Here is a 25,855-nt window from a genome sequence, read left to right on the forward strand (position 1 = left end):
TCCATGGTATCTCTTCATCGCGATGAAATAAAATCAAGTTGGACCAGCCCTTGATCGCAGGTCCTGCCGGCCCAAACCTGACCTTAGACCCCGCTGCGCGCATACGGTGAACACGCATGTCCGAACAGGTGCTCGACAACCCGATCTGGGAATCCCTGGCCAGCCGGCATCGCGCGCTGGCGCTGAGCGCCGGCGCGGCCGCACGCTATCCGGCCCAGGTGGCGCCGTTCCTGGGCGTGCCCGAGGCGGGCGCCGCGGTCGAGGCCGCGCTGGAAACCCTGGTGCCGGCCGGCGACACCGCGCTGGTGCTGGGGCGCGCGCCAGCGGTGTCCGCGCGCTGGCAGCTCACGCATCTGGCCGAGCTGGCGCAGATGATCTGCGAGCGACCGGTCGCCGCGGTCGAGGGTCCGCAGATCGTGCCCCTGGACGAGAGCCGGCGCGAGGACGTGCTGGCGCTGACCGCGTTGGTGTATCCGCATTATTTCCGGCCACGCACGCCCGAACTGGGGCGCTACTTCGGCATCTATCAGGACGGCCGGCTGGCGGCGATGATCGGCGAGCGCATGGGCACGCAGGCGTACACCGAGATCAGCGCGGTCTGCACGCATCCGGATTTCAACGGCCGCGGCTATGCGCGCCGGTTGCTGGTGTTTCTGTCCAACGATAACCACGCGCGCGGGCTGATCCCGTTCCTGCACGTGAGCCAGGAGAATCCGCGCGCGATCGGGCTGTACGAGCAGAACGGTTATCGGCTGCGGCGCGAGATTCCGTTCTGGTCGTTGCGGCGGGTGCAGGCGTAGCTTCGGTTTGCTGGCGCGATCGCGGCTTACGCCACTCCCACAGAGAGCCAGGCGTCCGCAGGCGATCGGAGCGTTGCGTCATTCTCGAAGCCGCGGCTTTGGGGTAGGAGCGGCGTAAGCCGCGACCGCGTCGCTTCGGCCGTCTGCGCGATCGCGGCTTGCGCCGCTCCTACAGGGGCCAGCGCGTAGCTTGCGACGGGGTAGGTTGGCGCATCGAAAGTGGATGCTCGCCATTGCCGTTCCTACAAGGGCGAGCGCGTAGCGTGCGGTGGCAACCGCACGGCCTCGCGATGCCATGACACGCGCGCGTCCTCGCGATCGCGCGACAAGGTGGCAAAAAAAACGGGCGCCGAGGCGCCCGTTTTCGTCTTGCTTCGCAACAGCCTCGCGGCCGGCGTCGATCAGTAGCGGTAGTGATCCGGCTTGTACGGACCGTCGGCCGACACGCCCAGGTAGGCGGCCTGGTCGTCGGTCAGACGGGTCAGCTTCACGCCGATCTTTTCCAGGTGCAGACGCGCGACTTCCTCGTCCAGCTTCTTCGGCAGGATGTAGACCTTGGCCTCGTAGCTGTCCTTGTTCGCCCACAGGTCGATCTGCGCCAGGGTCTGGTTGGAGAACGAGTTCGACATCACGAAGCTCGGGTGGCCGGTGGCGCAGCCCAGGTTGACCAGGCGGCCTTCGGCCAGCAGGAAGATCGAGTTGCCGTTCTTGAAGGTGTACTTGTCGACCTGCGGCTTGATGTTGAGCTTGGTCGCGCCCGAAGCGTTCAGCGCATCGACCTGGATCTCGTTGTCGAAGTGGCCGATGTTGCAGACGATGGCCTGATCCTTCATCTGCGACATGTGCTCGAGCGTCAGCACGTCCTTGTTGCCGGTGGTGGTGACGTAGATGTCGCCACGGCCCAGGGTGCTCTCGACGGTGTTGACTTCGAAACCTTCCATCGCGGCCTGCAGGGCGTTGATCGGGTCGATCTCGGTGACCACGACGCGGGCGCCGTAGGCGCGCAGCGAGTGGGCCGAGCCCTTGCCGACGTCGCCGTAGCCGCACACCACCGCGACCTTACCGGCCAGCATCACGTCCATCGCGCGCTTGAGGCCATCGGCCAGCGACTCGCGGCAGCCGTACAGGTTGTCGAACTTGGACTTGGTGACCGAGTCGTTGACGTTGATCGCCGGGACCAGCAGGGTGCCGGCTTCGGCCAGCTGGTACAGGCGGTGCACGCCGGTGGTGGTCTCTTCGGAGACGCCCTTCCAGTCCTTGACCACGGTGTGCCAGAAGCCCGGACGCTCCTTGGCGACGCGCTTGAGCAGGTTCTTGATGATCTGCTCTTCGTGCGAGGAGGCCGGCTCGTCGACCCACTTGGAGCCGTTCTCGAGCTCATAGCCCTTGTGGATCAGCAGGGTCACGTCGCCGCCGTCGTCGACGACCAGCTCCGGGCCCTTGCCGCCCGGGAAGGTCAGCGCGTCGAGGGTGCAATCCCAGTATTCCTCGAGGGTTTCGCCCTTCCAGGCGAACACCGGGGTGCCGGTGGCCGCGATCGCGGCGGCGGCGTGGTCCTGGGTCGAGAAGATGTTGCACGACGCCCAGCGCACGTCGGCGCCGAGGTCCTTCAGGGTCTCGATCAGGACCGCGGTCTGGATGGTCATGTGCAGCGAACCGGTCACGCGCACGCCCTTGAGCGACTGCGCGGCGGCGTACTTCTTGCGGATCGACATCAGGCCCGGCATCTCGTGCTCGGCGATATCGAGTTCCTTGCGGCCCCAATCGGCCAGCGAGATGTCGGCGACCTTGTAATCGCCGTCGGTGGAGAAGGTCTTGGCTACTGCGTTCATTTTTAGCTCCGATTTTTGGGGTCTGCCGCGTCGAGACCGGCATGGGGCCGGAATGCGCGGGGACCGCGGACATCGGGCGCCGTTACGTTTGGAATCCGCCAAGCCTGGCCGCGCTCTTGCGTCGCGGTCGCAGCGCCCCTCGGCGAACCGGCAGAATTGTACCGGTAGTCGCCGCCGGAAGCCGCTATTCTCGACTCAGGGGAGGGCTCTGGCGCCCGGCCCCGTTCATCGACGGACCGCCCGCCGGCAGGGGATCCACCACCGCGGTGCGGCCGTTCCGCCATCACTACGCAAGCGGATCGCCCATGAAGAAGCCCTTACGGCCTGGTTGTGTCTCCCTGGCCCTGATCGCCACCCTGTTGCTGGCGCCGGTTGCCGTGTTCGCGGCCGCGCCGGCCAAGCCCGCCGCCACCGACAACGGCTACCGCCTGCCGCCGGCCGCGCTGCAGGCCCTGGTCGACGCCCCGCGTCCGCCGCAGCTGATGCTGAGCCCGCGCCGCGATCTGGCGGCGATGACGCAGGTGCCCAATCTGCCCGGCATCGACGTGGTCGCGCAGCCCGAGCTCAAGCTCGCCGGCGTGCGCATCAATCCGCGCACTTACGCCCAGAGCCGATTCAGCTTCGGCACCGATTTGTGGCTGCTGGATATCGCGACCCGCAAGGACCTGCGCCTGCAGGGCCTGCCGCAGCCGCTGGCCCTGGCCAGCGTCAGCTGGTCGCCGGATCAGAGCCAGATCGCCTTCAACCACGTCGACGCCAAGACCGGCGCCAACGAGCTGTGGGTGGTCGATGTGGCCACGCGCAGCGCGCGTCGTCTGACCGCGCAGCCGCTGAACACCGTCAGCGGACGCGGCTACACCTGGATGCCCGACAGCCGCCGCCTGCTGGTGCAACTGCAGCCCGAAAACCAGGGCGCGCCGCCCGCGTCCGACGGCATCCCGACCGGTCCCGCCACCCAGCAGACCCAGGCCGGCGGCTCGGTGCGGCAGCTGCGCACCTACCAGGACCTGCTCAAGAACGAGGCCGACGCGCGCTTGTTCGCGCACTACCTGCGCTCGCAGCCGGCCCTGATCGATCTGAGCGGCAAGCTCGCCAAGGTCGGCCTGCCCGATCTCTACCAGTCGCTGACGCCGTCGCCGGACGGCAAGTTGCTGCTCGCGCAGCGGATCGAGCGGCCGTTCTCCTACGTGGTGCCCTCGTTCTACTTCCCGCGCCGGATCGAAGTGCTGGCGCTGGACGGCAAGCTGGTCAACGAAATCGCCAAGCTGCCGCTGTTCGAGGGACTGCCCAACGGCAACGACGCGGTGCCCACCGGCGTGCGCGATATCGGCTGGCGCGCCGATGCGCCGGCGACCCTGGTCTGGGCCGAGGCCCTGGACGGCGGCGATCCGGCCAAGCAGGTCGCGATCCGCGATGCGGTGCTGATGCAGGCCGCGCCGTTCGAGCAGCCGCCGGTGACCCTGGCGCGGTTGGGCACGCGCGTGTCCGACATCGAATGGGGCCGTGGCGACCTGGCCCTGATCAGCGAGTCGTGGTGGAAGACCCGCCAGACCAAGCAGTGGCGCGTGGCGCCGGACGACGTCGGTCGCGAGCCGCAGCTGGTGTTCGAAGGCTCCTACGAGGACCGCTACAACGACCCCGGCACGCCGGCCACGCAGAGCGACGCAGCCGGCAATCCGCGCCTGATCCTGGAGGGCGACAACGTGTTCCTGATCGGCGACGGCGCCTCGGCCGAAGGCGACCGCCCGTTCGTGGACAAGTTGAGTCTCGCCGACGGCAAGAAGACCCGTCTGTTCCACTCGCAGGCGCCTTACTACGAGTACCCGCGCGCGCTGCTCGACAACGCCGGCACGCGCGTCATCAGCACGCGCGAATCGCCGAGCGAGCCGACCAACTACTACATTCGCGACCTGAGCCAGGCCGAGGCCGCGCCGACCGCGCTGACCCGCTTCGCGCATCCCACGCCGCAGCTCAAGGACGTCAAGAAGGAGCAGATCCGCTACAAGCGCGCCGACGGCGTCGAGCTCACCGGCACGCTCTACCTGCCACCGAAGTACGAGCCCAAGCGCGACGGCCCGCTGCCGCTGCTGATGTGGGCCTATCCGCAGGAGTTCAAATCCGCCAGCGCCGCCAGCCAGGTCACCGACTCGCCTTACCGCTTCAACGCGATCAGCTACTGGGGCCCGCAGGCTTTCCTGGCGATGGGCTACGCGGTGCTCGACGACCCTTCGATGCCGATCGTGGGCGAGGGCGACAAGGAGCCCAACGACACCTATCTGGAACAGCTCACTTCCAGCGCCCAGGCGGCGGTGGACGAGGTGGTGCGGCGCGGCGTCGCCGATCGCGAACGCATCGCCATCGGCGGCCATTCCTACGGCGCCTTCATGACCGCCAACCTGCTCGCGCACACGCGCCTGTTCAAGGCCGGCATCGCCCGTAGCGGCGCCTACAACCGCACCCTGACGCCGTTCGGTTTCCAGGCCGAGGAGCGCAATTACTGGCAGGCGCAGAGCACCTACGAAACCATGTCGCCGTTCAACTTCGCCGACAAGATCAAGGATCCGATCCTGCTGATCCACGGCGAGCAGGACAACAACTCCGGCACCTTCCCGATCCAGAGCGAACGCATGTACGCCGCGATCAAGGGCCTGGGCGGCAACGCCCGCCTGGTGATGCTGCCCAACGAGGCGCACGGCTACCGCGCGCGCGAGTCGATCCTGCACATGCTGGCCGAGTCGAACGACTGGCTGGAACGCTACGTCAAGAACGGCAAGGCCGAGGCCAAGTCGGCGCAGGCCGAGGGCAAGGGCGGCAAGAGCAAGGCCGGCAAGTAAGCGCCGGCAGCCGCGCGAGAAGGGGCGCCTAGGCGCCCCTTTTTTTTGGACGAGGGCGTGAGGATTGGAATCCGCCGTTATCCGATTGAAATGGGCTGATCGCTGGCGCGGGCTGGGCAAAGATGTCGTGGCCGAAGCTCCTTCCACGTAGTGTGTGTGACCCAGCGGCGATGATTGAGGTCATCCATCGCAGCGGCTCAGTTGTGCTCGTAGAGCGCCTCGGATTCACCGGCGAATATCCAGTACCAGTTGTTGCGCGGAGCGTCGCTCTCATAGCCGATGACGAACTGATCCACTGTCCTTGGCCGGCCGAACAAGTGGGCGATATCCGGCAGCGCATCTCGGGCATCTTCAGTGGATTCATGCAACGGATAGAGCACAGTTCCCGCCTCATCGCTAGGCGCCATGGCCGCAGGAAACTGCCGCAGCTGCGCCGGTGAGCCAGCCAGCATCCAGTAATGACTGATATGGAACAGGTTGTCGTTGATCTCCCACGTGTACGCCGTAATGTGGACGCCGGTCGGCAAAGGGCGGCCTGTCATGAACGCGAACGCCTCGTTGGGATGCAGGCGCCAGTACTGGTGCCAGGCAACGACACTGATCGCAATTGTCGCGGCGATTGCGCCGAGCTGGAGTAAAGGTGGAAAGGCGCGCTTCATGTGATCTGCGATGCTCCGTTGCTTCGCACAAGGCCCATCTGTCTCTGTGCTGCTTGCTCAGCACAGGACGATTCGAGTCACGCCTGCTGGGTCGAACTTGCAGCAGGCTGCGGAAATCGTTGGGGTCAAGCCGGCCGTTCCTGGCTGCTATCAGCGGCGGCGACGGGCGAGGGCGCCCAAGGCGGCGCGGACCAGGTCGACCGTGCCGACCACCGCGCCGCTGGCGATCAGCGCGTAGCCGATCGGTATCAGCGCGAACGGCTCGTGCAGGACACCGTCGCCGTCGATGCTGGAACCGATCAGGCGGAATGAGATCAGGCACAGGCTGCCCAGAATCAGCAGCGAGACGGCGATTTGCGAGGTGAGAGACGGGCTGGACACGACGGCGGGCTCCTGAGTGGCGATGACGTCAGGCTGGGCCGTGCGGGTGCGCGCAGGATGAGGCGTCTGTGAAGCGAAGGTGGCGCGCACCGGCGAGACGGGCGACCCCAAAAGCGGTGCTTTGCCTCCCCCTTTGTTGAGGGGGATTGAGGGGGATTTGCTTTTCCGCCCCCCGCAAACGAAAACGGAGCGCCGAAGCGCTCCGTTTCGCGACGCGACGCCCGTAGGCGTGGCGCGGATTACTTCTTGATGCCGGCGTCCTTGCGCAGATCGTCGGCCTTGTCGGTCTTTTCCCACGAGAACGCGGTCGCGGTGTGCTTCTTGCCGGCGGCGTCGGTGTAGGTGACGTCGCGCGGCTTGCGGCCGAAGTGGCCGTAAGCGGCGGTCAGCTGGTAGACCGGGTGGATCAGGTCCAGCATCTTGACGATGCCGTACGGGCGCAGGTCGAAGTGCTTGCGGATCAGCTTCTCGATCTTGTCGTCGCTGATCTTGCCGGTGCCGAAGGTGGTGACCGAGATCGAGGTCGGCTCGGCCACGCCGATCGCGTAGGAGACCTGCACTTCGCACTTGTCGGCCAAGCCGGCGGCGACGATGTTCTTGGCGACGTAGCGCGCGGCGTACGCGGCCGAACGATCGACCTTGGACGGATCCTTACCCGAGAACGCGCCGCCGCCGTGACGGGCCATGCCGCCGTAGCTGTCGACGATGATCTTGCGGCCGGTCAGGCCGCAGTCGCCCACCGGGCCGCCGATCACGAAGATGCCGGTCGGGTTGATGTGGACCTTGCTCTTGGGCAGCTTTTCCAGCCACGCCTTCGGCAGCACCGGCTTGAGGATGTGCTCGTACACGCCCTCGACCAGGTCCTTCTGCTTGATGCCCGGATCGTGCTGGGTCGACAGCACGACCGCGTCGAGGCCGGCGACCTGGTGCTTGTCGTCGTAGCGCAGGGTGACCTGCGACTTGGCGTCCGGACGCAGCCACGGCAGCTTGGAGTTCTTCTGCTTGCGGACCTTGGCCTGCTGCTCGACCAGACGGTGCGAGTAGTAGATCGGCGCCGGCATGAACTCCGGGGCTTCGTTGCAAGCGTAGCCGAACATCAGGCCCTGGTCGCCCGCGCCCTGTTCTTCCGGCTTCTTGCGGTCCACGCCCGCGGCGATGTCCGGCGACTGCTTGCCGAGCATGTTGATGATCGCGCAGGTGTGGCCGTCGAAGCCGACATTGGAATTGTTGTAGCCGATGTCGTTGATGACCTTGCGCGCCAGCGACTCGATATCGACCCAGGCCGAAGTGGTGACTTCGCCGGCGACGATCGCAGCGCCGGTCTTGACCATGGTTTCGCAGGCCACGCGCGCGCGCTTGTCCTGGGCCAGGATCGCGTCCAGCACCGCATCGGAAATCTGGTCGGCGATCTTGTCCGGATGGCCTTCGGACACGGACTCGGAGGTGAACAGGTAGCTGGACATCGGGCGAATATCCTTCGATTCGGATAAAAAGATGGCCGCCTATGATACAGGCTGTGCCGGTTCGGCGCATTGTGCCCATTTCCGGCGTTGCCGGGTCGTTAAGCGGCTGTCACACGCCTGAAGCCCCAGCGCCATCGGACTGTCTCCGGCGCGGCCCAGGCTGCGCGGCATACCGCCGCCACCGCGACGCCAGCACATGCTGCAACTCGAACGCCGCCTGCAAGAACGCTTCCCGCAGTGGTTTCGGGGCCGCCGCGAGCGGCTGGCCCGGCCGCTGCTGCGCACCATCGGGCGCTGGTCGAAGTTCGACGCGGTCGACGGTTTCCTGGCCGAGAACGGCCATCTGCGCGGTTTCGCCTTCGTCGGCGCGGCCCTGGAGTTCCTGCAGGCGCGTTACAGCGCCGATCCGACCGAAAAGCAGCGCATTCCGGCCAGCGGACGCCTGCTGGTGGTCGCCAACCACCCCTCCGGCGCGATCGACGCCCTGGCCCTGCTGGACTTGGTCGGCAGCGTGCGCCGCGACGTGCGCATCGTCGCCAACGACCTGCTGCAGGCCCTGGACGGGCTGGAAGGGCTGATCCTGCCGGTCAAGATCCTCGGCGGCCGGCCCAGCGCCGAGAGCCTGCAGGCGATCGAGGCGGCGCTGGAGGCCGAGCAGTGCGTGATCGTGTTCCCGGCCGGCGAAGTCGCGCGGCTGGGTCTGCGCGGGGTCACCGACGGGCGCTGGCGGCGCGGTTTCCTGCGTTTCGCGCGCAAGACCGGCGCGCCGGTGCTGCCGGTGCGCATCGAGGCGCGCAATTCGGCGCTGTTCTACGGCGCCTCGGCCCTGTTCAAGCCGGCCGGCACCGCGCTGCTGGCGCGCGAGATGTTCGCGCGCGGCTCGCGCCGGATCGCCCTGCGCATCGGCCGCCCGCTGAGCCTGCCCGCCGACGCCGACCCCGACCGCCTGCTGCGCGAGGTGCGGCGCGAGCTGCACGCGATCGGCACCGTGCGCGAGCGCCCGGCGCCGGAAGGCCCCGAGCCGCTGATCGACGCGGTCGACCCGATCGCCCTGCAGATCGAGATCGCGGCCCTGAGCTCGCTGGGCCAGACCTTCGACGGCAAGCAGATCCGGGTCGGCCGGCTCCAGGCCGGTTCCAAGCTGCTGCGCGAGATCGGCCGCCTGCGCGAGCTCACTTTCCGCGCGGTCGGCGAGGGCACCGGGCGGCGCCTGGACGTGGACCTCTACGACAGCTGGTACGAACACATCGTGCTGTGGGACGCGGCCGCGGCCAAGATCGCCGGCGCCTATCGCATCGCGCGCGGCGCCCAGGTGCTGGCCGAGCGCGGCCTGGCCGGGCTCTACACCGCCTCGTTGTTCCGCTACGCCGACGACACCGTGCCGCGCCTGGCCCAGGGCATGGAGTTGGGGCGCAGCTTCGTCGCGCCCGACTACTGGGGCAGCCGCAGCATCGATTATCTGTGGCAGGGCATCGGCGCCTACCTGGCCCGGCATCGCAAGGTGCGCTACCTGTACGGCCCGGTCTCGATCAGCGCCGCGCTGCCGCCGGCCGCGCGCGAACAGATCGTCGCCTACTACGCGCACTACTACGGCGCCGAGGAGGGCGAGGCGGTGTCGAAGCAGCCCTTCGTCTACCGCGCGGCGCCGCCGCAGTTCGACGAACTCGACGCCGGCACCGCGTTCCGGGTGCTGCGCGGCAATCTGGACGCGCTGGGCGCGACCTTGCCCATGCTCTACAAGCAGTACACCGAATTGTGCGAGCCGGGCGGGGCGCGGTTCCTCGCCTTCGGCGTGGACCCGGCCTTCAGCGACGCGGTCGACGGCCTGATCGAGGTCGATCTGGAGCGCGTGCGGCCGAAGAAGCGCGAACGCTATCTGAGCGTGGTCGACCCGGCGGCCGAAGCGGCCGCGGCGCGCCACGACGATGCTTCCGTCGCCAGCGAGAGCCGCGTATGAGCCCGTCGATCGCCCAATTGCCGCCCCGTCGTCGCGCCGTATTCCTGTCGGACGTGCATCTGGGCGCCAAGCATTGCCACGCCGCCGAACTGGCGGAATTCCTGGGCAACCTGCGCTGCGACCGTCTGTATCTCGTCGGCGATATCGTCGATCTGTGGTGGATGGCGCAGCGGCGCATGACCTGGGGCGCGGCCCAGTACCGCGTGATCGAGGCCCTGCACGCGCTGCGGCGCGCGGGCACCGAACTGATCTACGTGCCCGGCAATCACGACCGGCCGATCCGGCGCTTCTGCGGCCTGGCGTTGCCGCGCATGTCGATTCGGCGCCGCAGCATCCACGTCACCGCCGACGGCCGCCGCCTGCTGGTCACCCACGGCGACGACTACGACGGCGTGACCCACTTCGGCGGGCTGCAGGAGCAGTTCGGCGACTGGCTGTACTACCGCATCCTCACCGGCAACCAGATGCTCAACCGCGTGCGCCGCCGCTTCGGCCTGCGCTACTGGTCGCTGTCGGAATTCCTCAAGCGCCGAAGCGGCGCCGCCGAGCGCTACATCGCGCGCTTCGTGCAGGCCGGCCTGGACGACGCGCGTCGGCGCGGACTGGACGGGGTGATCTGCGGGCATATCCACCGCCCGGGTCTGTTCGAACGCGACGGCTGCGTCTACGCCAACGACGGCGACTGGGTCGAGAGCCTGACCGCGTTGGCCGAAGATCCGGACGGCAGCCTGCGGCTGCTCTCGCACAACGGCGACACCCTGGCGATGCTGCCGGCGCGCGCGCCGCGCCTGCCGGACGCGCAGCTCCCGCACGCGGCTTGAAAGTTAGTCGAAACGTTCGATTCCTGGCGTGCGATTCAGGTAGACGCCAACCAGTCGGCGTCATCTCGATTCGTCATCCCCGCGAAGGCGGGGATCCAGTGACTTCAGCGTCATGTCGAGGCGTGCCGTCGAACGCCGAACTTCGTGAGCTCGCCTCAGAACGCAGCGGCCACACTAGACCAAACCCCGCGCAGCGCGCGAAGCTGTAGCCAACGAGCTCAGCCGCAAAAACCCACCCCCGCATCCGCCAACCGCCCGCCCAAGCGTAGGGGAGGGCGGCAAGCGGCGGCGGATGCGTCGCGACTACTTGGCGGCTACGTCGCGGTCCTGCATGCCGCCCAGCGCGACCCGGTGCTCGCCGACCTGGATGGTCTGGCCGGCCATCAGGCGCTGGTAGCGTTCGTTGCCGAGCGCGCGCTTGAACTGCGCGAGCGAACGATCGTAGCTGCGGGTGTACTCGGCGAACGCGGTGCGGTTGCCGACGATCATCTGGACCTTGCGTTCGCTGAGGCCGGTTTCCTGCGACAGCGTGCCGACGACTTCATTCGCATAGACCGGTGCGGTAGCGGCCATCGCGACGACGAACAGTGCGGTTCTTGCGTTCATGACGTTCTCCGGTCGGGCCTCCTGGCCCTGTGGCTGCGACGTCGCCGCAGGCCGGTGTGGGGTGACTCCGGCACTCGTATGATTCGCGTTCGCGCGCAAGCGAACGAGTGCCGGAACGGCCCGTGACTGACGTCATGTAAGCGACGAAACCGACGAACGGCAGCAACGCGCGCGCGCTTGGCAGCATCGCATCGCGATGTCTCGTCGCCGCGCGCGCGCTGTGCCGGCATCCATGCGCGGTTGCGCGCGATTTGCGAATACCGAAAATCGCGGCCCGGCGCCGCCGCTGCAGGCGCGCGCGAGCCAGGACCGCGGCGCCCGCCATGTCGCGATGCGACGCCTGCGCCATCGCCTGCTTGCACCGCGCGAGGGCATTGGCGTGGCGCGGGATTCTGTGCCAACCTCAGCCCCGCGGGAGGGTCCCCCAGGCGAACGGCGGGACACGGGCATCGGGGAGCGATGGCCGCGGACCGCGGACAGGGGATGCCGGCAGCGACGCGTAACGCGGCACGATCGCGCCGCCGGCCACAAAACGGCTTAGCGACCAGGGACGGTGCGCGATGGTTCGGAAGGATCCGGATGTCTTGATGCCCGTGGCGCGTTGCGCGCCCCCTCTTCTGGCTATCGCGCTATTGCTGGTCGCGCCGCCGCTGCGCGCGGCGCAGGCCGCCGACGACATCCACACTCTGGACCGCGAGCGGGTCAGCGCCAGCGCCCTGCCGATCACCGTCGCGGCCGCGAGCCAGCACGTGACGGTGCTGGAGCGCGCCGATCTGGATGCGCTGCAGGGACTGAGCGCGGCCGACATCCTGTCGCGCCAGGCCGGCATCGTGATCGATCGCGGCTCGGGCAGCGGCGGCTTCGGCGCGCTGTATCTGCGCGGCGCCGATCCCAGCCACGTGGTGGTCCTGATCGATCACGTGCGCCAGAACGATCCCTTGTCTTCGCGCGGCAGCGCGGTCGATCTCAATACCTTGTCCAGCGACGACATCGAACGCATCGAGATCGTCCGCGGCAACGCCAGCGTGGTCAACGCCGAAGCGATCGCGGGATTGATCCATATCTTCACCCGCCGCGCCGCGCCCGGCGCCACCCTGGGCGCCAGTGTCGGCGGCGACGGCTTGCGCGCGGCGCAGGCGTCGTGGGCAGGCACGGCCTTGCGCGCTAGCGCGACCCAGCGCGAGGAAAACGGCGAAGGCGGCGCGCGCAACCGCGTGCGCGCCGCCAACCTCGGCTGGGACCGGGCCGTGGGCGAGCGCACCCGCCTGCACGCGGCCGCGCGCTACAGCGACAGCCGCAATCTGGCCTTCCCCGACGACAGCGGCGGCGACGCGTATGCCGCGATCCGCAGCCTGGACAGCCGCCGCAGCCGCAGCCGCCAGCTGTCCTTGCGTGGCGAATACCGGCTGCGCCACGGCGGCGCGATCGAAGCGCAACTGGCGACGCTCGCGCGCGATGGCGACGAGGATACGCCGGGCGTCGCACCGGGCCTGCGCGATCCCTTCGGCCTGCCGGCGATGCGCAGCCTCGGCGACTATCGCCGCGACGAAGCCCAATTGCACTGGCTGTTGCGGGCCGGCGACGGGCTGATGTTCACCCTGGGCACGCAGTACCAGCGCGAGCGCGGCGACCTCGACAGCCTGATCGATTTCGGCGGCTTCGAGCTGCCAGCCGGCTTCTCGTTGCGCCGCAGTACCGCCAGCGCCTTCGCCGAGGCGCGTTGGCAAGCGGGGCCTTGGACCGCGCAGGGCGGCCTGCGTTACGAGCATCCCGATCGCGGCGACGACGCCACCCATCCCATGCTGTCGTTGCAGCGCGCGCTGGGCGGCGAGCACGGCGAATGGGGCCTGTCGGTCGCGCGCTCGTCCAAGCGGCCCAGCTTCTATGCGCTCGCGCATCCGCTGGTCGGAAACCCCGCGCTCAAGCCCGAGCGCGCGCTGCATCGCGAGCTCTACTACGCGACCGCGGCCGACGCACCCTGGAGCCTGCGTCTGACGCTGTTCGACGCGCGCTATCGCGACCTGATCGATTTCGACGCCGGCCCGCCGCCGCAACTGGTGAACCGGGCGCGCATCGAAACGCGCGGCCTGGAGTGGCGCGCGGGACGGCGCTACGCCAACGACTGGCGCCTGCAATTCGAAGGCAGCTGGATGCGCGTAAAGGCCTACGACGGCGACGGCGACGAAACGCGGCTGCGCTATCGGCCGCGCGCGCAGTGGAGCGCATCCGTGGGCATGCCGCTGGGCGAGCGTCGCGAACTGTCCCTGGCGTTGCGACACCTGGGCCGACGCTACGATTCTTCGATTCCCACCGGCGAGCGCCGGCTGGACGCGACCACCACGCTGGACCTGAGCCTGCGCCAGCAATGGGGGCCGGCGCAGCTGCTGCTGGCGATCGACAACCTCGCCGACGCGCGTAGCGAGGAAACCATCGGCACCGACTCGCCCGGACGCAGACTGCGCCTGGCCCTTCGTTGGCCGCTGCAATGAACGGTAACGCGCCCGCCGTATCGGCAGGCCGTGCGGCGTGGTGGCGCCTGGGGGTGTTCGCGGTCGTGTTGCTGGCCTGCGTGCTGGTGCCGTTCGCGCTGTGGGGCGATGCCCTCGACCGCGCCGCGCCGGCCTGGCTGTCCGCGCAGGACGCGCGTCTGTGGCTGGCCGCGTTGGGCATCGCGCTGTTGGTGGCCGATGTGGTGCTGCCGGTGCCGAGCAGCGTGATCGGCATGCTGCTGTGCTGGGGACTGGGGCCGTTGTGCGGCGGGCTTGCGGTCGCGACCGGTGGCCTGCTCGCCTTCGCGCTCGGCTACGCGCTGGGCCGGGTCCTGCCCGAGGCGCGCCTGCGGCGCTGGATCGGCGCGGCCTTGTGGGATCGCGCGCGCGCGTCGGCGCGGCGCCAGGCGCTGTGGTGGATCGTCGCCGCGCGGCCGCTGCCGGTGCTGGCCGAACTCAGCGCCTTGCTGGCCGGGGTGTGGCGGGTGCCGCCGCTGGCCGCGTTCGCGCATGCGGCGCTGTCGTCCTGCGCGGTCGGTGCGCTGTACGGCGCCAGCGCCTGGCTGGGCCTGAGCGAACCGCATCCGGCCGCGATGCTGCCGACCCTACTCGCCCTCCCGGCCCTGGTGTGGCTGATCCATCGCATCCTCCTGCGCCGGCTGCTGGCCGGCGCGGGCTCCGCTGTATCCCGTGAACACGATCGAGGAGTAACGCCATGAGCAGGATCTCCGCAAGCGCAGCGTCGAGGAACAGAACAGGGGCGTCGGCACGAGGCATCGCGGTCCGGTGCGCGCTGGCGCTGATGCTGGCGGCCGGCACGGCGGCGGCGTCCGGCCCCAGGATCGAGGCCGCGAAGCCGAAGCAGACGCCGGCCGAGCGCCACATCTACTACACCGGCGGCGTCCACAACGACAAAGGCTGCGTGCCCGCCTCGCGCTGCATCCATGCGCGCAAGCCCGGCGAGCCCAGCGACCCGCTGTATCCGAAGTGGTGGACCAGCGGTTGGACCATGTACCGGGTGTTCGCCAACTACGAGCAATACCCGCCGCCCTACACCTCGCCGCCGGCGGGCCTGACGCCGGCCGACTACCAGGTGTCCTACGGCGCGACCTACTACGACTCGACCTACGTGCCCGCCGACAAGGACGGCGAGGGCGCGATGATGGAGTACTACGAAAAGCAGTGCCTGCCGATCTTCCCCTCGGCCAACAACTTCACCTGCGCCTTCGTCTCGCTGGGCAACAAGGCCTATTTCCTGCGCTACGCCGACCGTCCGCCGGGCACGCCGCAGTGCTGCAAGTTCTCGCCCAAGAACCATCCGCCGCGCCTGGACTTCATCAAGCACCTGCCTTACGACGCCCAGCGCAGCACCCATCTGGGCGGCAGCGTGCAGGCCTATGCGCGCGAAGTCGGCCCGCAGAAGATCCTGTTCGGTTACGCGTTCTGGCGCGAGCCCACCTCCGACCATCCGATGGACGCGAACGCGCCGTCCTATCGTCATCCGCAGTCGTTCTTTTTCTCGGGCTATCCCGCCGATCCGCCCAACGCGCCGATCGTGAGCCAGAACTACAGCAGCTTCCGCGCCGAGCGCCCCGATCCGGCCGCGACCTGGGACCAGGTCGCGCAGATGTGTCCGGTCGAGCCGGAGTGGTGCTGTCTGTTCGACGGCGACTGCCCGGACAAGGAGCAGGCGGGCAAGCAGAAGAAATAGCAGCCGTAGGACCGGCCGGGTTCTCGCGAACCCGAATCCCAGCAAGGACGCGGCCCGGACGCTCGGTGCCGCGATAGCCAGGAGCACACCCGATGAGTTACCTAGACGCGCCGCGCTTGCACTTCAGCGGCTGGTTCCAGGCCGACGTCTCGACCATCAACAACGACGTCCGCACGTTCCAGAACGACTCCTTCGTCCCCGAGTATCAGCAGTACAACCAGAACGGCAGTTGGAACCCCGAAGGCACCGGCATCTTCCGCTTCCTGGATTGCGCGGTGACCGGCGGCGCGCTCGCCGGCAAGGCCCTGCGCGGCGCCGGCGACGATCCCGCGATCGGCATGCTGCTGGAGAACGCCGACCAGCGCGCGCCCAGCAAGCTGGTCGATCTGGACCCGCAGCAGCAGATGGTGTCGCAGATCTGGGGCATGCAGCTGCGCCTGCTGGACGCGGCGCGCAAGGCGGTGCTGCAGGGCGAGTTCAAGCCGGTCGGGTTCTGCAACCTGTGGCAACGCCAGAAGAGCGGCGTGCCCATGGATCAGAAGCTGGCGGCGAACTACCAGTCGGTGCTGGAGGACATCGCCTGGGACGCGGCCCTGGATTCGCCGCTGCTGCGCGCATTGCGCGAGGCCACCGAGGACGGTCTGCTGTCGATCGCGTTCAACGTCTACGGCTACGGTCGCGACGCCACCATCCCGCGCTACACCATGGGCCACGTGGTCGGCAGCATCGGCCCCTATCTGCGCGGCGAGCCCAAGCATTTCGTGCGCGGCCGCCAGATGATCGCGATGCCGTCGGGGCAGTCGCCGCTGGCGCCCAAGAACGGCGTCTACGATGCCCAGGGCCAGGTCGCGGCCGACTCGAGCGCGTTGACCCTGGACCTGGGCAACACCCTGCCGATCAAGAGCGCCGACAGCGGCTTCGAAGATCTCGGCCCGCTGGTGATCGGCGTATTGAGCTTCAATCCGCCGGCTGAGCTGGTCGCGGACATTCCGGCCAACTCGGTCGCGCTGATCGGCGAAGTGCCGTACCAAACGCCGGACTGGTACGCGCAGACCGCGGGCGTGATCGATTTCGACCTCAGCGCGAACCCGCGCGCGCAGAGCTTCCTGCCGGCCTGCCCCTTGCTGTTGCTGTCGCCGCAGCCCTCGGGCTTCTACAAGGTGCTAATGCAGGAGTCGCTCGACGGCCAGTACCTGCGTGCCGACGACTTCGTGTTCCGCCTCGATCCGGGCGAGCGCGACCGTCTGGAGTTCTACGCCACCCGCTACGGCCAGCCGCTGGCCGGGGCCGGGATCGCGCTCAGCGCCACCGAGGGTTTCATGGGCGGTTCCGGCGGCGGCGACACGATGACGCCGCCGACGCGGCCGCATGCGGCGATTCCCGACATCGGCACGCCCACAGACGCCATCGCCTACGCCGCGACCGCGACCACCGATGCGGCCGGTCGCGCCCAGGTCGAATTGCGCGTGTCCGACGCCGGGCCGGGCCGGCCGCGCGGCTACATCGCCGGCCAGCTCTACGGCATCGGCTACCTGCTCGCCGCCCAGCCCTCGGGCTATGTCGCCAATCCGCTCAACTATATAAGCGTGCTGGTCTACAGCAAGACCGAGCCGCCGGCGGCGCCAACCTGGTACGACGACATCCAGCCCTTGTTTACCCAGTACGGCAACCTCTATCCGATCATGAGCCGCTACGTGGTCGATCTGCGCAGCTACGACTCGGTGATCACGCGCTTGAAGGCGCTGCGTCTGGCATTCTCGCTCCCGCGCCGCGATCCCAACCACATGCCGGTCACGCGCGACCTCAGCGCCGGCGATCGCGCCACCATCCTGCGCTGGCTGGACACGCCCGCGCCCGACGGCTTGCCCTTGCTCGGCAAACCGCCGCTGGCGCCCACCGTCGCCGAGACGCCCGTCGCCGCCGCCGCCGTCGCGCAGGAACCCGCGCCGGTCGATCTGGCGCCGCTGCAAAGCGCGGGCAAGTCCGCGTTCGTCCTGCAGTACCTGGCGCGCCGCAAGGCGGGGCAGGGCCAAGAACCGGGAGACACGCCATGATCCGCCTGCGTCCGGAAATCCTCAGCGGCATCCGCGCCGCCGAGACCGCGGTCGATCTGCATAAATACCTGCAGAACGCGGTCGAGCTGGAACACAGCACCATCCCGCCCTACCTGACCGCGATGCTGTCGCTGCGGCCAGGCAGCAACCGCCGCATCGCCGCGATGATCCGCAGCATCATCGTGCAGGAGATGCTGCACATGAGCATCGCCGCCAACATCCTGATCGCGATCGGCGGCAGCCCGCGGATCAACACCCGCGACTTCGTGCCCAAGTACCCGGGCCCGCTGCCGATGGACATCGGCGACGGATTGCGGGTCGGCATCGAGGCGTTCTCGATGGGCCTGGTCAAGCACGTGTTCATGGCCATCGAGCAGCCCGAGGAGGAGATCCCGATCCGCCAGCGCATGCTGCAGGCCGGCACCGAACCCGAATACGCGACCATCGGCGAGTTCTACGACGCCATCCAGCAGCGCATCCGCGAGCTGGGCCAGGACATCTTCGTGCACACCAGCGCGCCCCCGCAGGTGGTGAACAGCGCCTGGTTCCCGCCCGACAAGCTGTTTCCGATCGAAGGCCCGGAGTCGGCCTGCCACGCCATCGAGATCATCAAGCTGGAAGGCGAGGGCAGCTCGGTCACGCCGTTCCAGTCGCCGGGCGATCCCGCGCATTTCTATATGTTCGGATCGATCGTGGCCGGACGCGAACTGATCACCACGCCCGAGGGCTACGCCTACGCCGGCGTGCCGATCGAGTTCGACCCGTCGGCGATCTGGCCGCTGAAGCCGAACTGCAAGATCGCCGACTTCGCGCCCGGCACCCAGGCGCGCAGCCGCATCGAGCAATTCGCCTATAACTACAGCGCCTTGCTCAACGCCCTGCATCAGGCCTTCAACGGCACGCCGCAGGCCTTGGATCGCGCGATCGGCCTGATGTACGACCTGCGCGTGCTGGCGGTGGCGATGATGCAGACCGATATCGGCGACGGCACGGGCCGCACCGTAGGCCCCAGCTACGAGTACATCGAAACCCAGGGGGGTATGGGATGAGCGACAGCGACGCGTCCGTGAACCGGCATCCGGTGGCGATGTTCGAGATCATCGCCCGGGACCAGGCGGCGATGCAGCGCTTCTACAGCCAAGTGTTCGGCTGGCGCTATGAGAACGGCGATGCTGGCTTCGCTTACGTGCATTTCCCGGTGCGCATGCAACCGCTGCTGGGCGGTATCGGCCAGGCCGACCCGAACACGCCCGGCTTCGAACCGGGGCACAACTTCTATCTGTTGGTCGACGATCTGCAGGCCACCATCGACGCGGCGATCGCGGCCGGCGGGCGTCAGTACATGGCACCCGCCGACGCCGACGGCTACAGCTTCGCGATGATCCAGGACCCCGAGGGCAATCCGGTCGGTTTGATCCGGCCGTTCCAGCGCTAGCGCGATGCGGGTCGGCCGCAGCGCGCGCCGGCCCGCCGCTGAACCGACGCGTACGACGCGGCGCTGCCGCCCGCGTGGCGGCAACGCCGTGCGCGCTAGCATGCGGGCATGGATTCCCTGACTCAGATCGTGCTCGGCGCCGCGCTCAGCGCCGCCATCGCCCCGGCCGGCCATCGTCGCGCCGCCCTGTTGGCCGGCGCCGCCCTCGGTACCTTGCCGGACCTGGACGTGATACCGGTGAACCTGCTCACCGACGATCCGGTCGCGCGCATGACCTGGCACCGCAGCCTCAGCCATTCGCTGTTGGTGCTGCCGTTCGTGGCCTGGGCGGTGTGGGCCTGGTTCCGCCGCCGCGGCGGCCGCGTGGCGCAATCGCCGCGGCGTTGGTTCTGGGCGATGCAGGCGGCCTTGCTCACGCATCCCATCCTGGACGCGTTCACCGTTTACGGCACGCAGTTGCTGTGGCCGCTGACGGTGCGACCGGTCATGTGGTCCAGCATCTTCATCATCGATCCGCTCTACACCGTGTGGCTGCTGGCCGCCTGCATCTGGGCCTGGTTCGCGCGCGCGAAGGCCAGCGCGCAGCGGGCGTTGCTGTTGGGCCTGGCCTTGAGCACGCTGTACCTGGGCGGTTCGCTATGGGCCAAGCAGCGCGCCGAGCGCGCCGCGCAACCGGCGTTGCTGGCGATGGGCCTGGCCGATGCGCCACGCTTCTCGGTGCCGATGCCGTTCAACATCCTGCTATGGCGGGTGGTGGCGATGACGCCGCAAGGCTATGTCGAGGGCGAACGTTCGCTCTACGCGGATCGCGGTCCCATGCGTTTTCAGGCCTACCGCTCCGACGTGGACGCCTATCGTCAGGTCGCGGCATACCCGGCCGTCGCGCGTCTGGCCTGGTTCAACCACGGCTTCATGAAGGCCGAGCAACGCGACGGCCAGTTGGTGCTCAGCGATCTGCGCATGGGGCTGGAGCCGGACTACAACTTCCGCTTCGTGGTCGCCCGGCGCGGCGCCGACGGTTGGAGCGAGGTACCTGCGCAGCAGCTGCAATGGCCGTGGCAGGCCGCCGATCGCTTGCCGGCGATGTGGACGCGCATCTGGAACGAGCCGGCGGCGGCCGTCGGCACAGCCGACGCAGGCGCGCCCTCCGCGCAATGAAGGCACACGTTGTGTGCCATTGATGTTGAGAGCGAATGCGCTTTGCGTGCGGGCGTTTTCGTGCGCGTACGTCGCAGTTGCTAGCGCCGATTCGCTGTGCTGATATGCGACCGCGACTGGGGGTCGCAGGACGCATGCGTCCTTCATGCACAGGGGAACAATATGCCGATTTTCCTACGCCGACTCGGCTTGGCGACTGGCGTCTTCATGACGCTGGCCAGCGTCGGTTGCGCCACGATCACGCGCGGCACGACGCAAGCGCTCACCATCGACAGCACGCCGATCGGCGCGACGGTCTCGCTATCCAATGGCGAGCGCTGCGAAACGCCGTGTACCTTGACCTTGAAGCGCAAGTATCCGCTCGCCGTGGAACTGTGCAAAAGCGGATTCCGTCCGGTGCTGACTCAAGTGCACAGCCAGATCGCGGGTTCGGGCGCGGCCGGCATGGCCGGTAACGTGCTTGTCGGAGGGCTGATCGGCGTGGGCGTGGACGCCGCCAGCGGCGCCACCAAGGACCTGCGTCCGAACCCGCTCGCGGTGACGCTGGTCGAGGAAACGCCCGGTTGCGCCGCGCCGAGTTTTCCAGCGGTGCCGGAGGGCGGTCAGACCCCGGAGGAATACGCCCAGAGCAAGAGCAAGAGCAAGGCGAAGAAGAAGAAGCGCTGACGCCCTGGCGACAGGGTTCATGGCGGCTCGAGCGACATGCGCCGAGCCGCCGCGAAGCCCGCGATCAGGCCGCCGCGGACAGTTGCGGCGCCACGCCGGCGATCAGCGCGTCGAAGTAGTCGCGGGTCAGGCGCAGCTGCGCGTCCGCGCTCTCGGCGCGATTGACCACGGCGCGGAACGCGGCGTTCTCGGGCCGGTCCTTGGCGTACCAGCCCAGGTGCTTGCGCGCGATGCGCACGCCCGAGACTTCGCCGTAGAACGCGTGCAAGTGTTCGAGGTGGCCGAGCAGCCAGTCGCGGATCTCGCGCAGCGACGGCTCCGCCAGCAGTTCGCCGTGGGCCAGGTAATGCGCGATCTCGCGGAAGATCCACGGCCGCCCCTGCGCCGCGCGGCCGACCATCACCGCGTCGCAACCGGTGCGTGCCAGCACCATCGCGGCCTTGTGCGGCGTATCGATATCGCCGTTGGCCAGCACCGGGATGCGCAGTTCCGCCTTGACCGCGGCGATGGTGTCGTACTCGGCGCTGCCGGTGTACTGCTGATCGCGGGTACGGCCGTGCACCGCCAGGGCCTGGATGCCCGCGGCCTGCGCGATGCGCGCGATGTTCAAGGCGTTGCGCTGATCGTGATCCCAGCCGGTGCGGATCTTGAGCGTGACCGGCACATCCACCGCCCGCACCACCGCATCCAGGATTCGGCCGACCAAGGCCTCGTCGCGCATCAGCGCCGAACCGGCCCAGGCGTTGCAGACCTTCTTGGCCGGGCAGCCCATGTTGATGTCGACGATCTGGGCGCCGTGGTCGACGTTGTGGCGCGCCGCCTCGGCCATGATCTCGGGCACGGTGCCGGCGATCTGCACGCTGATCGGCGCCGGTTCGCCGCTGTGGTCCATGCGGTGACGCGACTTGGCCGTGTTCCAGAAGCGCGCGTCGCTGGTGGTCATCTCCGACACGCACAGACCGGCCCCCAGACGCTTGCACAGCACCCGGAACGGCTTGTCGGTGACGCCGGCCATCGGTGCCAGCACCACGCGGGGATCGATGTCGTGGGGACCGATGCGCATGCGCCCATTGTAGCGGGCGCCGGGCGGCCCGCTTCGCGTGCGCTCAGGGGCCCGGCCGGCCTGAGCCGACCGGGCAGGGAACTCAGTCGGTCTGATCGTCGACCGTGGCACCCGGCGCGTTCAGCGTCACAGAGGCGATGCCGTTCTCGCGGCCGCTTTCGTCGGCGTACATCTGGCTGGTGCCGATCACCTGGCCGTTGGTGGCGGTCAGGTTGAAATAGAGCTTGGCGTTGCTGGCGGTCTTGCGGTCGTAGCGCTTGGGATCCTGGCTGTTCTTGCGCACCGACTCGATGCCGGCGGTGCAGGACGCCTTGGCCGCATAGCCTTCGCTGGTCAGGATCACCTGGCCGTTGCCGGCCTTGAGCACGAACTGGAACTCGCCGTTGGAGCGTTTGCTGATCTCGAACTTGCCGGCCATCGTGTTTCCTCCTTGGAAGGGTTAGGACCCTAGTCAAGCACACTAGACCAGGCTTTGTTACCGGTCCATCGGGAGCCGGCCGCCAGGGCCACTCAGCGCCGGGCGGTGCGACGGCGCCAGAACAGGAAGCCGGTGACCAGCAGGAAGCTCGGCACCAGGCCGGTGAAGGCGACCAGCGCCTGCCAGACCCGGCCGCCGACGAAGCCGCCGTGCAAGGGATACAGGGCTTCGCTGACGCGCGCGCCGCGGTCCTGGGCGGTGGCGTCGTGCACGCCGAGCACGGCCACGCGGTAGGGGTCCAGCCAGACCACGCTGCGGCCGACGGGGTGCCATTCGCCGGCCGCGCGCATGCGGATCGAGACCAGGCCGCTGTCGGCTTTGGGCAGGCCGATGCGGCGCAGTTCGGCGCCGGCCAGGCGGCCGTCGGCCGCACGCAGCACCGCCGGCCAATCGATCGCGCGTGCGCTGGCGGCCAGCTTGGGCGGCTTGCGCGCGTCTTCGTCGTCGCCGAACGCGAAGCGCAGGCCGCTGCGGGTGGCGCCGTCGTAGACCATGCCGACCCCGGTCAGCACCGCCAACAAGGTCAGCGGCAGCCACAGCACGCCGGCGCCGCGGTGCCAGCTGAACCAGCGTCGGGTCGGCGGGCCGCGGTACCAGCGCAAGCTCGCGCCGAGCGCGGACCAGCGCGGCCACCACAGGTACAGACCGCTCAACAGCAGAAACAGCGCGATCAGGCCGACCACGCCCAGCACTTGTTCGCCGGCTTTGCCGCTCAGCAGATGGGTATGCCAGTCGCGCAGCCACAGCACCCAGTCGTTGCCCTTGTTGCGCACCAACAGCAGCTCGCCGTTGGCGCCGTCGAAGTAGCGGCGCTCGCCGTCGGGGAAATAGCCCTGCCATACCGGCAACTGCGCGCTCGGCAGGTCCAGCGAGCTCAGGCCCTGCGCCCGCCAGTCGGCGACGATGCGCGCGAGCGCGGCTTCGCGCTGCGCGGGCGACGGCGGCGCGTGTTCGATCAGTTGCGGATGCGACCACGCCAGCAGCTCGCGCTGGAACGCCAGCACGGTGCCCGACAGCGCGACCAGCGCGAACACCAGGCCTGCGCCGAGGCCCAGCCACAGATGCAGCCACTTCAGCGTCGCCCGCAGGCGGCGCTTGATCGGATGGGATGCCTGGCGCGACGTCATGCTGGGCTCGAATGGTGTGGGCTTGCGCTTAGAAACGGTGCGACCAGCTCGCGCTGAACACGCGCCCGCGACCGGCGACATAGGTGTCGGCGCGCGGCGTGCTCTGCGAGTAGTAGGTGATGTACTGATCGTCGAACAGATTCTCGATGCCCAGGCTCAGGCTGCCCAGCGGCAGGGCGAAACGCGCCTGCAGATCGACGGTGGTGGTGCCGTCGGCGCTGGCGACTTGCGTACCGCGCAGGTCGAAGTCGCGGTCCAGCGAGCGGCTGCCCTGCAGGCGGGTGGACATCGTCGGCGTCCAGCGCTGGTCCCAGAACGCGGTCACGCGGTCGGGGCTGATGTTGATGCCGGGCAGGTCGCTGTCGACGCGGTCGTCGCCGTTGCTGTCGTAGCGGCCCTTGGCGCCGGCGTAGCCCAGGCCGACGCGGCCGGCCTCGGAGAACTGAAACGCGACGTTGCCTTCGATGCCGCGGATTTCGGTGCGCTCGCGCACCACGTTGTAGCTCTGGGTGGCGGTGTCGAAGGCCAGGCGCGAGCCCAGATCGGAATCCGACCAGTACGCGGCCAAATGCGCCAGCCAGCGGCCGTTGTCGAAATCGACGCCGATCTCGCGGTTGTCCGACACCACCGGCGACAGATCCACCAGCTTGTCGACGCGCTGGTTCGGCGCGGTGATGCCGCGCAGCACGCGGCCGATGTCGGCGACGGTGTAGCCCTCGGCGTAGGAGGCGTAGAACTTCAGCGAATCGGTGGCCTCGAACACCACGCCGAAGTTCGGCAGGGTTTCGCTGGTCTTGGGCGTGCCGCCCGCGACGAAGCGGCTGCCGCCGGCGTTGGCGGGAATGGTGGTGAAGTCGTCGACCTTGAGCTTGCCGCGCTCGTAGCGCAGGCCGCCGGTCAGCATGATCTTGTCGGTGAGCCACCACTCGGCCTGCACGAACGGCGACCAGGATTCGTACTGGGTTTCCGGCACCCAGTTCATGCGCGCCACCACCAGCTCCTGATAGGTGGTGTCGCGTCCCCAGTCCAGGCCCAGGGTCACGCGCAGGCGCTGGTCGAACAGGTTGTCGCGCGACCAGCTGAACTTGCCGCCGAGCTTCTCGGACACGTTCTGCGACTGGTCCCACCAGTTGAGGTCGCGGCCGTCGCGCCAGAAGTCGCCCCAGTCGGACGCGCCGTACAGGCCGTTGAAGTCCACCCAGTACACCTGCGCCTGGAAATAGCCGCCGGCCAGCGACTTGTCGCTGTAGTCCAGCGCCACCGAGGTCGAGCGGTTGCGCGCGCCTTCGCCCTCGCGGCTGCCGCGCGCCGAGGTCGCGAGCTGGCCGGTGGCGAGGTTGCCGTTGACGGTGATGTAGTCGTTGTTGCCCTGCAGCTCGTAACGGCTGGCGGTGAGCTGCAGGCGGCGCTCGTCGTCGAGTTCCCAGCCCAGCTTGGCGAACAGGTTGTGGCTGCGCGCGTCCATCAGGTCGCCCTGGATGTCGTTGACCGCGATCGCGTCGCCGTTGCCGTCGTAGTACAGGCCCTCGCTGGCGTAGGACAGGCCGCCGACGAAATCGAAGGCGCCGCTGCGGGTGCCGAACAGATAGGAGGCGCGATAGCCGGTGCTGTCGCTGCGGTTCGGCAGCGCGGTGCTGGCGCCGATGCTCACGTCCTGGAAGGTCTCGCCGTCCTGACGCGGGGCGCGCTTGGTGATGATGTTGATGATGCCGCCCGAGGCGCCCAGGCCCTGCAGCGCGTTGGCGCCATGGATGACCTCGATGCGTTCGATCATGGCCGGATCGACGGTGTGGCCGTCGCGTCCGCCTTCGCGCAGCGGCGTGGACTGCGGCACGCCGTCCACCAGGTACAGCGGCTTGCGCCCGCGCAGGGTCTCGCCGCCGTTGGTGAGCTTCTGGCGCGAGGGCGAGAACGAGGGGATCAGGTTGGCCAGCACCTGCGAGATGTCCTGGGTGACCGCGAGTTGCTGACGCAACTGCTCCTGGTCGATCACGGTGATCGTGTTCGGCAGCGCGGCCTCGGAATTCGGCATGCGGCTGGTGCTGGCCGAGACGGTGACGCGGTCGAGGTCGGTGGCCGCGTCGGCGGCGTGGGCGACGGGCGCGGCGAGGGCGGCCAACAGGGCGCTGGCGAGCAGGTGACGAGGGGGCATTACTGGATCCGGGAACTGCAGGGGACCGCCATGATAATGCGAGTTATTCGCATTTGACAGCCGGAGGTGGGATCGGCTGGCAGCCCGGAGTTGGCGAAGGCAGGCTTCGCGCCACGCGATGACGCTGTCGAGGGCCGCGATGGCGGCCTCGATCGCCCCTGAGAAGGCG

At 68.6% G+C, this 25,855-nt stretch carries 21 protein-coding genes and 1 riboswitch; of the genes, 12 read left to right on the plus strand and 9 right to left on the minus strand.

Annotation, left to right across the window (positions count from 1 at the left end; translation table 11 throughout):
• Positions 1-116: 116 nt before the first annotated feature.
• Entirely contained in the window at positions 117-800 is a 684-nt protein-coding gene (locus tag ASE35_RS11220; protein ID WP_057163866.1) for a GNAT family N-acetyltransferase, read from the plus strand.
• A 401-nt stretch (positions 801-1,201) separates the two neighbouring features.
• On the opposite strand, the gene ahcY is transcribed toward ASE35_RS11220, so the two are convergent.
• Complete coding sequence (gene ahcY / locus ASE35_RS11225; protein ID WP_056179513.1) at positions 1,202-2,632, minus strand: adenosylhomocysteinase; 1,431 nt, start codon at positions 2,630-2,632, stop codon at positions 1,202-1,204.
• A gap of 67 nt (positions 2,633-2,699) precedes the next feature.
• Positions 2,700-2,779, minus strand: a riboswitch (S-adenosyl-L-homocysteine riboswitch).
• A 158-nt stretch (positions 2,780-2,937) separates the two neighbouring features.
• On the opposite strand from ahcY, the gene ASE35_RS11230 reads away from it, so the two are divergent.
• Complete coding sequence (locus ASE35_RS11230) at positions 2,938-5,466, plus strand: prolyl oligopeptidase family serine peptidase (protein WP_057163867.1); 2,529 nt, start codon at positions 2,938-2,940, stop codon at positions 5,464-5,466.
• Positions 5,467-5,663: 197 nt separating this feature from the next.
• Here the strand turns inward: ASE35_RS11230 and ASE35_RS11235 are convergent, their stop codons facing one another.
• The 3 genes from ASE35_RS11235 to metK form a co-directional block, all read right to left on the minus strand.
• The gene (locus ASE35_RS11235; protein ID WP_057163868.1) at positions 5,664-6,125 is read right to left on the minus strand and encodes a hypothetical protein; all 462 of its coding nucleotides are present in this window, start codon (positions 6,123-6,125) and stop codon (positions 5,664-5,666) included.
• 150 nt (positions 6,126-6,275) lie between these two features.
• The gene (locus ASE35_RS11240) at positions 6,276-6,506 is read right to left on the minus strand and encodes a DUF3955 domain-containing protein (RefSeq protein ID WP_057163869.1); all 231 of its coding nucleotides are present in this window, start codon (positions 6,504-6,506) and stop codon (positions 6,276-6,278) included.
• Positions 6,507-6,745: 239 nt separating this feature from the next.
• Positions 6,746-7,969: a methionine adenosyltransferase gene (metK, locus tag ASE35_RS11245; RefSeq protein ID WP_057163870.1), complete on the minus strand. Its 1,224-nt coding sequence runs from the start codon at positions 7,967-7,969 to the stop codon at positions 6,746-6,748.
• 196 nt (positions 7,970-8,165) lie between these two features.
• Between metK and ASE35_RS11250 the strand changes: the two genes are divergently transcribed.
• Together ASE35_RS11250 and ASE35_RS11255 are read left to right on the plus strand one after the other, a co-directional pair.
• Positions 8,166-9,926 carry a lysophospholipid acyltransferase family protein gene (locus ASE35_RS11250; protein WP_057163871.1) on the plus strand — a complete coding sequence of 587 codons (1,761 nt, stop codon included), beginning with the start codon at positions 8,166-8,168 and terminating at the stop codon, positions 9,924-9,926.
• Positions 9,923-10,747, plus strand: a complete 825-nt coding sequence (locus tag ASE35_RS11255) for a UDP-2,3-diacylglucosamine diphosphatase (RefSeq protein WP_057163872.1) — start codon at positions 9,923-9,925, stop codon at positions 10,745-10,747. The genes ASE35_RS11250 and ASE35_RS11255 overlap by 4 nt, the downstream gene beginning before the upstream one ends.
• Before the next feature lie 303 nt (positions 10,748-11,050).
• Here ASE35_RS11255 and ASE35_RS11260 read toward each other — a convergent pair whose 3' ends face one another.
• A complete protein-coding gene (locus tag ASE35_RS11260; RefSeq protein WP_157489415.1) occupies positions 11,051-11,353 on the minus strand; it encodes a hypothetical protein in 303 nt (100 codons plus the stop codon).
• Between the two features lie 587 nt (positions 11,354-11,940).
• Between ASE35_RS11260 and ASE35_RS11265 the strand changes: the two genes are divergently transcribed.
• The 8 genes from ASE35_RS11265 to ASE35_RS11300 all read left to right on the plus strand — a co-directional run bounded on the left by ASE35_RS11265 (position 11,941) and on the right by ASE35_RS11300 (position 20,866).
• Positions 11,941-13,842: a TonB-dependent receptor gene (locus ASE35_RS11265; RefSeq protein WP_162259051.1), complete on the plus strand. Its 1,902-nt coding sequence runs from the start codon at positions 11,941-11,943 to the stop codon at positions 13,840-13,842.
• On the plus strand, positions 13,839-14,561 hold the full coding sequence (locus tag ASE35_RS11270) for a VTT domain-containing protein (protein ID WP_157489416.1): 723 nt from the start codon (positions 13,839-13,841) through the stop codon (positions 14,559-14,561). Before ASE35_RS11265 ends, ASE35_RS11270 begins: the two co-directional genes overlap by 4 nt.
• Before the next feature lie 83 nt (positions 14,562-14,644).
• Positions 14,645-15,553 carry a hypothetical protein gene (locus ASE35_RS11275; RefSeq protein WP_057163875.1) on the plus strand — a complete coding sequence of 303 codons (909 nt, stop codon included), beginning with the start codon at positions 14,645-14,647 and terminating at the stop codon, positions 15,551-15,553.
• A 92-nt stretch (positions 15,554-15,645) separates the two neighbouring features.
• Complete coding sequence (locus tag ASE35_RS11280; protein WP_057163876.1) at positions 15,646-17,607, plus strand: hypothetical protein; 1,962 nt, start codon at positions 15,646-15,648, stop codon at positions 17,605-17,607.
• Positions 17,604-18,656 carry a ferritin-like protein gene (locus ASE35_RS11285; RefSeq protein WP_056179543.1) on the plus strand — a complete coding sequence of 351 codons (1,053 nt, stop codon included), beginning with the start codon at positions 17,604-17,606 and terminating at the stop codon, positions 18,654-18,656. Before ASE35_RS11280 ends, ASE35_RS11285 begins: the two co-directional genes overlap by 4 nt.
• Positions 18,653-19,042, plus strand: a complete 390-nt coding sequence (locus tag ASE35_RS11290; RefSeq protein WP_056179546.1) for a VOC family protein — start codon at positions 18,653-18,655, stop codon at positions 19,040-19,042. The genes ASE35_RS11285 and ASE35_RS11290 overlap by 4 nt, the downstream gene beginning before the upstream one ends.
• Positions 19,043-19,150: 108 nt before the next feature.
• The gene (locus ASE35_RS11295; protein WP_057163877.1) at positions 19,151-20,200 is read left to right on the plus strand and encodes a metal-dependent hydrolase; all 1,050 of its coding nucleotides are present in this window, start codon (positions 19,151-19,153) and stop codon (positions 20,198-20,200) included.
• Between the two features lie 207 nt (positions 20,201-20,407).
• Positions 20,408-20,866 carry a PEGA domain-containing protein gene (locus tag ASE35_RS11300; protein WP_200957023.1) on the plus strand — a complete coding sequence of 153 codons (459 nt, stop codon included), beginning with the start codon at positions 20,408-20,410 and terminating at the stop codon, positions 20,864-20,866.
• A 64-nt stretch (positions 20,867-20,930) separates the two neighbouring features.
• Here ASE35_RS11300 and dusB read toward each other — a convergent pair whose 3' ends face one another.
• From dusB to ASE35_RS11320, 4 genes are all read right to left on the minus strand, one after another.
• Positions 20,931-21,929 carry a tRNA dihydrouridine synthase DusB gene (dusB, locus tag ASE35_RS11305; RefSeq protein WP_057163878.1) on the minus strand — a complete coding sequence of 333 codons (999 nt, stop codon included), beginning with the start codon at positions 21,927-21,929 and terminating at the stop codon, positions 20,931-20,933.
• 82 nt (positions 21,930-22,011) lie between these two features.
• A complete protein-coding gene (locus ASE35_RS11310; RefSeq protein WP_056179558.1) occupies positions 22,012-22,347 on the minus strand; it encodes a YegP family protein in 336 nt (111 codons plus the stop codon).
• A gap of 92 nt (positions 22,348-22,439) precedes the next feature.
• Positions 22,440-23,534 (minus strand): PepSY-associated TM helix domain-containing protein, encoded by a 1,095-nt coding sequence (locus ASE35_RS11315; RefSeq protein ID WP_057163879.1) that lies wholly within the window; start codon positions 23,532-23,534, stop codon positions 22,440-22,442.
• A 28-nt stretch (positions 23,535-23,562) separates the two neighbouring features.
• A complete protein-coding gene (locus ASE35_RS11320; protein ID WP_057163880.1) occupies positions 23,563-25,686 on the minus strand; it encodes a TonB-dependent receptor in 2,124 nt (707 codons plus the stop codon).
• Between the last annotated feature and the right edge of the window lie 169 nt (positions 25,687-25,855).

The organism is Lysobacter sp. Root916, from assembly GCF_001429785.1.
Taxonomy (GTDB): Bacteria; Pseudomonadota; Gammaproteobacteria; order Xanthomonadales; family Xanthomonadaceae; genus Lysobacter.

Excerpts from the sequence above, each read along its gene's own strand:
- ASE35_RS11220 (WP_057163866.1), top strand. The coding sequence starts at position 117 with ATGTCCGAACAGGTGCTCGACAACCCGATCTGGGAATCCCTGGCCAGC.
- ahcY (WP_056179513.1), bottom strand. The coding sequence starts at position 2,632 with ATGAACGCAGTAGCCAAGACCTTCTCCACCGACGGCGATTACAAGGTC.
- ASE35_RS11230 (WP_057163867.1), top strand. The coding sequence starts at position 2,938 with ATGAAGAAGCCCTTACGGCCTGGTTGTGTCTCCCTGGCCCTGATCGCC.
- ASE35_RS11235 (WP_057163868.1), bottom strand. The coding sequence starts at position 6,125 with ATGAAGCGCGCCTTTCCACCTTTACTCCAGCTCGGCGCAATCGCCGCG.
- metK (WP_057163870.1), bottom strand. The coding sequence starts at position 7,969 with ATGTCCAGCTACCTGTTCACCTCCGAGTCCGTGTCCGAAGGCCATCCG.
- ASE35_RS11250 (WP_057163871.1), top strand. The coding sequence starts at position 8,166 with ATGCTGCAACTCGAACGCCGCCTGCAAGAACGCTTCCCGCAGTGGTTT.
- ASE35_RS11255 (WP_057163872.1), top strand. The coding sequence starts at position 9,923 with ATGAGCCCGTCGATCGCCCAATTGCCGCCCCGTCGTCGCGCCGTATTC.
- ASE35_RS11260 (WP_157489415.1), bottom strand. The coding sequence starts at position 11,353 with ATGAACGCAAGAACCGCACTGTTCGTCGTCGCGATGGCCGCTACCGCA.
- ASE35_RS11265 (WP_162259051.1), top strand. The coding sequence starts at position 11,941 with ATGCCCGTGGCGCGTTGCGCGCCCCCTCTTCTGGCTATCGCGCTATTG.
- ASE35_RS11270 (WP_157489416.1), top strand. The coding sequence starts at position 13,839 with ATGAACGGTAACGCGCCCGCCGTATCGGCAGGCCGTGCGGCGTGGTGG.
- ASE35_RS11275 (WP_057163875.1), top strand. The coding sequence starts at position 14,645 with ATGCTGGCGGCCGGCACGGCGGCGGCGTCCGGCCCCAGGATCGAGGCC.
- ASE35_RS11280 (WP_057163876.1), top strand. The coding sequence starts at position 15,646 with ATGAGTTACCTAGACGCGCCGCGCTTGCACTTCAGCGGCTGGTTCCAG.
- ASE35_RS11285 (WP_056179543.1), top strand. The coding sequence starts at position 17,604 with ATGATCCGCCTGCGTCCGGAAATCCTCAGCGGCATCCGCGCCGCCGAG.
- ASE35_RS11290 (WP_056179546.1), top strand. The coding sequence starts at position 18,653 with ATGAGCGACAGCGACGCGTCCGTGAACCGGCATCCGGTGGCGATGTTC.
- ASE35_RS11295 (WP_057163877.1), top strand. The coding sequence starts at position 19,151 with ATGGATTCCCTGACTCAGATCGTGCTCGGCGCCGCGCTCAGCGCCGCC.
- ASE35_RS11300 (WP_200957023.1), top strand. The coding sequence starts at position 20,408 with ATGACGCTGGCCAGCGTCGGTTGCGCCACGATCACGCGCGGCACGACG.
- dusB (WP_057163878.1), bottom strand. The coding sequence starts at position 21,929 with ATGCGCATCGGTCCCCACGACATCGATCCCCGCGTGGTGCTGGCACCG.
- ASE35_RS11310 (WP_056179558.1), bottom strand. The coding sequence starts at position 22,347 with ATGGCCGGCAAGTTCGAGATCAGCAAACGCTCCAACGGCGAGTTCCAG.
- ASE35_RS11315 (WP_057163879.1), bottom strand. The coding sequence starts at position 23,534 with ATGACGTCGCGCCAGGCATCCCATCCGATCAAGCGCCGCCTGCGGGCG.
- ASE35_RS11320 (WP_057163880.1), bottom strand. The coding sequence starts at position 25,686 with ATGCCCCCTCGTCACCTGCTCGCCAGCGCCCTGTTGGCCGCCCTCGCC.